Here is an 8767-nt window from a genome sequence, read left to right as displayed (position 1 = left end):
GGTGACAGTCTGTGCGGTAGTATCCGGCTTCATGAAGGGGCCCTTGTTGAGGGGAAACGCGTGTCGCAACACGTTTCTACCGCAACTGGGGCCTTCTTCAATTCAGGAACGCGACTTCTTCATGAATTATTCGGGCTAGGGGAAAGCACCTCCGCCACCATGTGAAGGAGCCCATCGCGGTCGGTCCGCTGGCGTCGATGGATTTCTTTTTGGGGGAGTCCGACACGACCGGAGGGCAGAGCCCGAGCTTCATCGTTCGATGGAAGGCGAATGAGACCGTGAACGCGCCCGTTCTGGAGACGCTGATGATCGGAGGCCAAGCTGGCCGCGCGATCTCGTTCGTCGGCCGCGCGTGGGTGATCGAAGAGGCGGGCGACCCGGATGACGAAGACGCGCAAGTCGAAGCGCGTCCCGGTGAGTGAGGGTGTGCGCGACTGGATCGAGCGACACGTGGATCCTAAGGCGCGACTCCAGCAGGCCCCCCTCTTCCCTAGTCCGCGCACGGGAAACCCGTGGCCGATGAAGGCGCTGCTGCGCGTCTGGGGACGAGCCGTGAAAGACGCCGGTCTTCCGCCCATCGGACTCTACGAGGGTACGAAGCACTCGATGGCGACCGACGCGATTCGTCGTGGCGTTCCCGAGCGCGCCCTTCAGAGATTCCTCGGTCATGCGTCGATCCAATCCACCCGCCGCTACGCCCGCATGGCCGACAACGCGCTCCTGCAGGTGCTTCGCGCGCCTGCTGAGGTGGAAACGGAAGCCGCCGCTCGCGATTCGGAGGAACAGTTGCCGAATGCATCTTGGCGACAAGGATTCCGGAACACAACCTGAGCAAGATCGCGACGTTAAGCGTGGGCCCTCCTGGATTCGAACCAGGGCGAAGAGGAAGAAGGAGTAGTGATTTCAGGCAGTTGCGCGTGCGAATCGACGCCACCGACAAGCTGCCGACCAATGGTTCCCGCGAGTACGGCCAGCTTCCTCACTGAATCAACGAGATCGCTCCCTCAACGGCCGCTGCGTTTCCCTCTCCGGACGACCAGTTTGCGTCCCCCCGGCCAGTCCTCTCGCTCTCTGAACGGCCGGTTTTGCCGGAGGCGAAGTCGGTGCGAACATGAGCGACTGAAGCTCTAACGAAGGCTGCTTGATCTGCCGCGCTCCTTCCCGCCAATGAGTGCAGGCTGCTCTACGTCGAAAAGCGCGAGGCCGGCGGCGGAGCCCGCGGAGAATACCTGAGCCGAGGGCTCCAGGGGCCCAACCAGGCCGAAACCAGCCGAGAGGCTAACACCCGCGGAGAGAGGGGCGGCTGCGAGCGGCCGACGCATTGCGCACGAAGCTCGACTCAAGGGACTCGAGCAAGCGGCAACCAAGCACTGCTATCTTGAATCCCGGGAGACGCGCTGAGCTATGCCGAAACGCGGAGCTGTTGAGCATTTTGTGGAAGGGTATGACGCCTGGCAGCTTGGCGTGAAGGGCTTCTTCAGTCGGTGGCGAGGCATTGGCCTCACAGGGCTCCTGACGATGGGCGTACCTTGGTGGACGAGTCTCGCCCTCAGCCTGTTGAACAACACTTTGCCTCAGCTGCCCTTGGCAGCGGCCGCGTGGGCCTCTGCCGGGGGTGCCGTCGCTGTGGCGCTTCTGATCTACAACCGCCGTAGAACGCAGCGCTCCCTCGCGATCAAGAGGCGACTCCACGAGCTAACCCACTACGTCCGGGATGAGTTCACCTCGATCTGCCGAGCTACAGAAGAGAACCCTGAACCATCGGAATACCATGCGGCGAAGGCCTTCAGGGAGTTCATTGTTGGCTTATGCGACAGGACGGAATCCTACTTCCAAGAGCTTCTTCTCGATCAACGGATCGCCACAGCGATCCGGTTGGCATCAGCTACAGGTGAAGGAGATGTCGAGTACGTGACTGTTGGCCGGTCGAAGAACTTCAATCCGGCACGTGAAGCTACCTCCGAGCCCATTCCCGCCAACGAAGGGATCTGCGCGTACCTAGCGGAGAAGCAGCACTCCAAGGGGGTGCTTATCTACAACGACATCGACGAGGCAGTCAAGATCGACGCCCTCATGGAAACGGAGAACGAGAGACGATTTCCGGATGAGGTCGCCTCGCTGATGGTTGCACCCCTCAATGCATGGTCCGGAACCGAGGAACAACTGATTGGCCTGCTGTACGTTGCATCGCGCCACAAGAACGCGTTTTCCGTTGTGGATATTGACTCCATGAGATTTGTTGCTGATCTTGTCGCGAACGCGATCTCTACGACGGTCGCTCGCGGCTCTGATCGAAAATCGAGCTAGGCTGACCCAAGACCCTCTCTCAGGTGGAGGTATGCTTCGTGGACTGGATTTCAAAGATCTTCGTTCTAGGACCTCGGGACCTGGACATGCAGAGATCGGACGCCACCGAGATCGCGGGCCAGATGGCTGAGCGCGAGATCGGCATCGAGAAGCTTCCCTTGGAATTTGCGAACCACGTGAGCCAGCTCCTCCGCAGCGCAGAGGATGGGGGAGTTTCGGAGTAGCTCCGCAAGCGGGAACCTCGGACGTGGTTGGCCACTTGCGGCTTCCCGAGAACGAATATCGACTCGTTTCCCTTTCCAGCGGGGACTCGCTCCCATCCAAGCGCTTCTCCCACTTCGGGCAACTCCCCCAGGGAAGACCTTCCTTCCAGCAGAACTCCCGCTGCGAGATCCCGCTCGCCTCAAACCGATCGAGGATCTCCTGCCACTCCTCGCTCCACCGCTTCACCTTGCCGTTCGCCTGCACCCGCATGCCGCCTCCTTCTGGCTTGTCAAGCGGTGGGTCTACATCGCAGCGGCGGAAACGAGAAGAACGTCGATGCTTGCGCCGCATACGCTTCTCCAGAGAACTCGAGAGTCAAGATTGTTCCTCGAGACCAGCCAGATCTTCCGATACAAATGAACAGACTGGGCAAACCAACCCGCTACCAGCGGGAGACCTCGGTGAACACCCAAAACCGGCCATACGTGATCACCGAGGTTCTCTGCCAAGCAGGCGTCCTGCACGAGCCGCTCCACTCGGCGATCGCTTCCTTCACGCGTTGGATCGCGGGCTGGGATTTCCAACCAAAGGCACCTCGTCGAAAGCGCGCGCGGAACTGCCATTTGTGGGATGTGGGCTTGGCCATCGAATCGTTCCCTGACTCGGAGTGTCCGAAGCTGTGCTACGCGGGGAGCAGTGAGCTATGCGACCACGAAGGCATTCAGGATTTCCGCTTCGAAGAGCGCATCTTCGAAGCTGCCGCCTTCCTCCGCGGGGTCGTAGCCTTCTTGCGCGTGACCGCAGGCTTCTTCTTCGTGACCCTTTTCTTCGCGACCTTCTTCTTCGCCGCTTTCGTCGTCTTCGTGGCCTTCTTCTTCGCGGCCGCCGTCTTCTTCGGCTTCTTCTTCGCGACCTTCTTGCCGGCCTTCGCTCCGCGACGCCGTGCAGACTTTGGCGCTCCCTCGATGTCCACACCGAATACGGACGACAGGTCCTCCTGCGCGAGGGTCCGCCCTCGGGCCGCCTTGCGCTTCGTTCCGGCCTGGCCGACTGCGTCACCCACCATCTCCACCGGATCCACGCCGCGCAGCTCGAACAACATCTCCGGTGCATGGTCGAGCCGAGCCCCCACGCCGTAGAGTGCGGCCGCGACGTGTTTGCACATCGTTGCCCAGTCGGGACAGGAACAATCGAAGGAGATCTCTTTCGGCGCCGGGAACAGCCCTTCTCCGGCTCGGGTGACGGTGCCCATCACAGCATCGGAGATCCGGCCTTGCAAGAGCTCGACCACCGAGTCGATCCCGCCTGTGCATTGCGAGCGGATGTGCTTCCACTTCTGCGCGGGGAGCCGCTTCACCCGGAGCTCGACCTCGTAGAAGTCGGTCCCGCTCACCAGTGCGGAGATCCGGCCTTTCGCAATTTGCAGATCGATCACCGACCCGTTGCGGATGTAGGTCCGGCCCCGCGGCAGACGGTTTGCGTAGTCGCTGTAGGCCTCGAGGTTGTCGCACCAGGCGCTACCCCAGAAGGTCCTGGCGATCTTGCGGCCCTCGATCTCGACGGGTGCGACGCTGCGACCCGCCTTGCGCAACTTCGCGATCTTCTTTGCGGCCTGCTGGCGACGCTGCGCGACGGGGACATACGGACGCCAGTCGTAGCGGCTCACGAATCGTACCTCACGCGCTTGCCTCGGATGGAATTTCCGGTGGGGAAGATCACGACGAGACCGCGCTCTGCAAGTCCAACGACACGAATGAAAGAAGCTCGGCGTCACTCATCTCGGTCAGCTGGGATTCGACACCGCCCGAGAGAAGCGCGTCGGAGAGCTGTTGCTTGCTGGCAATGAGCTCATCGATGCGCTCTTCGATCGTTCCCTTGCACACGAATTTCTGGACGAGCACGTTCTTGCGCTGCCCGATGCGAAAGGCACGATCCGTCGCCTGGTTTTCGACAGCGGGGTTCCACCAGCGATCGAAGTGGACGACGTGGGAGGCCGCCGTGAGGTTGAGGCCGGTCCCCCCCGCCTTGAGTGAGAGAACCATGAACGGCGCGTCCTCGCTTTCCTGGAACACCTTGACCATCCCCTGTCGCTTCTTGACCGCAGTGCCGCCATGCAATACGAGGCCCGGCTTGCCAAAGATCCCGGCCAGGAAACTCGCCAGCGGGCCCGTCATCTCTCGATACTGTGTGAACGCGAGGAGTTGCTGCTGCCGCGCCGCGATCGGCTCGCATAGCTCCCGCAGACGCGCGAACTTGCCGCTGTCCCCAGCCTGGTACTCGCCGTCACCGAGCCACTGGGAAGGATGATTGCAGATCTGCTTGAAGCGGGTCAGGAAGGCCAACACGACACCGCGCCGCTCGATCCCCGATCGCTCTTCGAGAGCCCGAGCAAGCTCGCGGACAGCTTTCTGGTAGAGAGCCGCCTGCGGTTTTTCGAGCAGGCAATGCGCGGTGACCTCGGTCTTGGCCGGAAGGTCGGAGATCACGCTCCGGTCGGTTTTCAGGCGCCGAAGGATGTAGGGCTGGACCAGCTTCCGAAGCGGTTCGTACGCGTTGTGCTCTTGCGACTCCATCGCCTTGCATGCTGCGGAAAATGCTTTGGCCGAGCCCAGTAGCCCCGGGTTCAGGAAGTCGAAGATCGACCAGAGGTCCCCGACCTTGTTCTCGACCGGCGTGCCCGTGAGAGCCAGCCTCCACTCGGCTTGCAGCGCCTTGACTGCACGCGTCTGCTTGGCGCTCGGGTTCTTGATGACCTGGGCCTCATCGAGAACGACGCAGCGCCAGCGATGATCCTTCATCCAGCGCGTGCGCATGAGCGTGCCGTAGGTAGTAATGACGGCGTCGTGGTCATCCACCTCGCGGGGCGGGAACCGTGCGAGATCGCGCGTCGGAATCCGCGACGGATGCGCGACCAGGACGCGGAGCCCGGGCGCGAAGCGTGCGATCTCCTCCCGCCAGTTGTCGATCAGCGAGGCGGGCACGACCAGAAGATCCGCACCCTCAGCCGGCACTTTCCTGGCGCTCTTCTTGCGGCGCAGCATGGAGAGAAGCGCGATCACCTGGATCGTCTTTCCGAGGCCCATGTCGTCGGCGAGACAGCCACCGAGCTGCAAACCATGCAGACTCCACAGCCACTGGACACCGACCTTCTGGTAGGGACGAAGCTCGCCTTTGATGCCCGCGCCCTTTTCGATCGCGGTGCGAACCTCAGGGGAGCGCAACGCGTCGAGCTTGGAGGCAAGCCATTTTCCGGCGACGACTTCGGACCACAGGACGCTGTCCGAGATTCCTTCGGCCTGTGCCTCGGCGAGATCCGTGCCGGCCAGCATGCGCATCGCCTGCGCAAAGCTCACGCCACCGGCTTCCGCCTGGGCCTGGACGTCGCGCCATTGGTCCAGCACCTGGCCCAGTCGGTCCTTATCGACCTCGACCCATCGGCCCTTGATCAGCACGAGCCCTTCGGTCGATGCGAGCAGCGCGGCGATTTCCTGCTTCGTCATCCGCTTGCCGCCTAGCGTGAGAGCGACATCGAAATCGAGCATCGCATCCATGCCGAGCCGCGAAGGAGCGCGGCCACCGACCGTGACCGAGACCACGGGTCGCGTACGGTTCTTCGCACTCCACCAATCGGGCAGGCGGACGACCACGCCGGCCTGCTCGAAACGATCGACCTCGCAGAGAAAGGAATGCGCCTGCTTCGTCGTCCACACGAGCGGGTGATAGACATCACCGGAGTCCACCAGCTTGCGAATCAGTTCGCTGCGCTCGGCCGCACGTTGCAGCGGTGCCAACAGCGCAAGCAGCTTCTTCTGGTTCCTGGCGCCGGCATACTCTTCAAGAGCGCGGCCCAGCGGAACGTATTGCAGCTTGGCCCGCTTCGAGAGCTGGCGGGCGTAGGTCGCAATGAACGCAAAGGGATGGCTCGGGTCGCGTTTGTTCTCAGCCAGGTGGAAACAGACCCGGCCCATCACGTTCCAGATCGAATCGTGCGCCTCGAGATAGCCCTGGATCCCCTTCGCTCGCTTCCGCGCTTCGGCGGCGAGGACGTCGCCCATGTCGGCCCAGACCGCAGCCAGCAGCTCGCCGGAAACCAGCTCCGCCCCGGACATCAGAGGCACGGCAGCCGCCAACTTGCCGAACGCCTCCGGGTCGGCTTCGGGAAGAACGAACGAGTGCGGATCCACTGGATCGAGTGCGCCGCAAACGCTGCTGACAAACTGCTGACCCACGTCGCGCCAGAAGCCGAGCGTCGGGTCGAGTTCCGTGCCCAGCTCGGCCGCACCGAGATGGAGCACGCCATGGCCTCGGCCCTCGGAGAATGCTGCGCGGATGCGTTCCTCGACCGGCCCGGATCGCCTGCCCTCAGCCTCGGTCGGGGTGTCGAGCAGGCGGATCTGGCCGCGTGGAGTGAGGCTGCAGCTGAGCGCGCCTTCGCGCTGCCCAGAGAACATCCCACTTCCTCCAACAGGAACGGGACTCATTGCACTCTGACCGCTCACCTCAGACACCAACCATGTCCTGGCTTCCTTGGTTTCATTCGTCTCATTGGCTACCCCCGAGGGGTCAGTCGCTCTTGGAGGATCGCTTAGTAGCAGAACCGGTTCGAGGAGATTCATCCTTTCCTGGACGCCTCGGAAGAGGTAAGACCCTTGCCCTCCGGGGACCTTGTTGTTTAAACTTTAGATCTAACTCTGAATAGGTGCACTCGCTATTAAGCCTTGCTGAGCGGGGGGAGCCCTGGGCATGAGACGAGGAGAAACGGGAAGGTACGAGGTGACCCCGGCCGGCGGGGAATCGGTACGGGCCTTCATCCCCACCCCCCTGCCGCCGGTCCCTCCTCTGGCGTCTGAGGGTGGACTGGAGCGCGCTCTCGAGGCTGCCGTCCTCGCCTTGGGCCGGCTGGACGCCGTGTCGACGCTGCTGCCGGACACGACCCTCTTCCTTTACGCCTACGTCCGCAAGGAGGCTGTGCTCTCTTCCCAGATCGAGGGGACCCAGTCGTCGCTCTCGGACCTTCTTCTCTTCGAGCTGGACGAGGCACCAGGCGTTCCTCTTGACGACGTGGTCGAGGTTTCGAACTACGTCGCGGCCCTCGACCATGGGCTCGCGAGGCTACGCGAGGGATTCCCGCTGTCGAACCGCCTGATCCGAGAGATCCATGGCGTGCTCCTCGCAGGCGGCAGGGGCAGCAATAAGGATCCTGGCGAGTTCCGCCGCTCGCAGAACTGGCTCGGTGGGAGCCGCCCCGGCAACGCCGTCTTCGTGCCTCCGCCTCACACCGCGATTCCCGACTGCATGTCCGCGCTCGAGCGCTTCCTGCACGCCGAGGACGATGGCCTCCCGGTGCTGATTCGCGCCGGGCTCACCCACGTACAGTTCGAAACGATCCACCCATTCCTCGACGGCAATGGCCGCGTCGGCCGGCTCTTGATCACGTTTCTTCTCTGCCAAGCAGGCGTCCTGCACGAGCCGCTCCTCTACCTGAGCCTCTATCTCAAACAGAACCGGGCCACCTACTACGCGCTCCTGGACCAGGTCCGTCGTGAAGGAGACTGGGAGGCCTGGTTGGCGTTCTTTCTGGAAGGTGTGCGCGAAACTGCGGAAGGCGCAGTGTCGACCGCGCAGCAGCTGGGGGTGATGTTTCAGGCCGACCGGAGTCAGATCGAGCCGGCAGGGCGGCGGGCCGGCTCGGCGCTGCGTGTCCACGAGGCACTCAAGACGCGGCCGATCGTTTCCCTGTCTGCGGTCTGCGACGCGACGGGGCTCTCCTTCCCGGCCGCATCGTCCGGGATGGATCTGCTCGAGAGCCTCGGTATTGCGCGTGAGTTGACCGGAAAGCGGCGGAACCGGCTCTTCGTCTATGACCGCTACCTCGACATCCTGAACGAGGGGACCGAACTGCCGTGAGTGTCGAGTTTGGCCGATGCGCTTGCTCCAGCGTTGAGTTCGTCAACGGTCTCCGCCTGGGCTTCCCTGTGCTCCGTATCGAGGTGCCGGGCGTATTTCTTGCCCCATGCCTCCAGTGCACTCTCAATTTTTGGCTGGAGGAGGTGGAAGTCCTTTGACTTGATCTGCCGGTGAAGCCCCAGTTCGGGAAGCTCGAGATCGATGCCAAAACTAGCCCCAATCCGTCATTGGATCCGGGCCCCTGAGGGTATCGGTCCGGGTCAGGCGGCGAGTTGTTCGATGGCCCGATTGAATCGTTGGCGGGTGGAGGCCTCGGCAGCGATCCGCAGCTCGGCGCGCCCCTGAGGCC

At 62.8% G+C, this 8767-nt stretch carries 7 protein-coding genes; 5 read left to right on the top strand and 2 right to left on the bottom strand.

Features of this window, described 5'->3' with window-relative positions:
- Window positions 1–161: 161 nt before the first annotated feature.
- From GY937_13375 to GY937_13360, 4 genes are all read left to right on the top strand, one after another.
- Window positions 162–422 carry a DUF3124 domain-containing protein gene (locus GY937_13375; GenBank protein MCP5057697.1) on the top strand — a complete coding sequence of 87 codons (261 nt, stop codon included), beginning with the start codon at window positions 162–164 and terminating at the stop codon, window positions 420–422.
- Window positions 382–831, top strand: coding sequence for a phage integrase family protein (locus tag GY937_13370; protein ID MCP5057696.1), 450 nt, complete (start codon window positions 382–384; stop codon window positions 829–831). Before GY937_13375 ends, GY937_13370 begins: the two co-directional genes overlap by 41 nt.
- Before the next feature lie 573 nt (window positions 832–1404).
- A complete protein-coding gene (locus tag GY937_13365) occupies window positions 1405–2307 on the top strand; it encodes a hypothetical protein (protein ID MCP5057695.1) in 903 nt (300 codons plus the stop codon).
- Window positions 2308–2345: 38 nt separating this feature from the next.
- Window positions 2346–2531, top strand: a complete 186-nt coding sequence (locus tag GY937_13360; protein MCP5057694.1) for a hypothetical protein — start codon at window positions 2346–2348, stop codon at window positions 2529–2531.
- A 701-nt stretch (window positions 2532–3232) separates the two neighbouring features.
- Here the strand turns inward: GY937_13360 and GY937_13355 are convergent.
- Together GY937_13355 and GY937_13350 are read right to left on the bottom strand one after the other, a co-directional pair.
- The gene (locus tag GY937_13355; protein MCP5057693.1) at window positions 3233–4177 is read right to left on the bottom strand and encodes a hypothetical protein; all 945 of its coding nucleotides are present in this window, start codon (window positions 4175–4177) and stop codon (window positions 3233–3235) included.
- Between the two features lie 49 nt (window positions 4178–4226).
- On the bottom strand, window positions 4227–6962 hold the full coding sequence (locus GY937_13350) for a DEAD/DEAH box helicase (GenBank protein MCP5057692.1): 2736 nt from the start codon (window positions 6960–6962) through the stop codon (window positions 4227–4229).
- 292 nt (window positions 6963–7254) lie between these two features.
- Between GY937_13350 and GY937_13345 the strand changes: the two genes are divergently transcribed.
- Window positions 7255–8418 carry a Fic family protein gene (locus GY937_13345; protein MCP5057691.1) on the top strand — a complete coding sequence of 388 codons (1164 nt, stop codon included), beginning with the start codon at window positions 7255–7257 and terminating at the stop codon, window positions 8416–8418.
- The last annotated feature ends 349 nt before the right edge of the window (window positions 8419–8767 follow it).

The sequence above is a fragment of the bacterium genome (assembly GCA_024228115.1).
GTDB lineage: Bacteria > Myxococcota_A > UBA9160 > UBA9160 > UBA6930.
The sequence above is the reverse complement of the archived record's forward strand: the minus strand, read 5'-3'. Positions and strand labels throughout refer to the sequence as shown.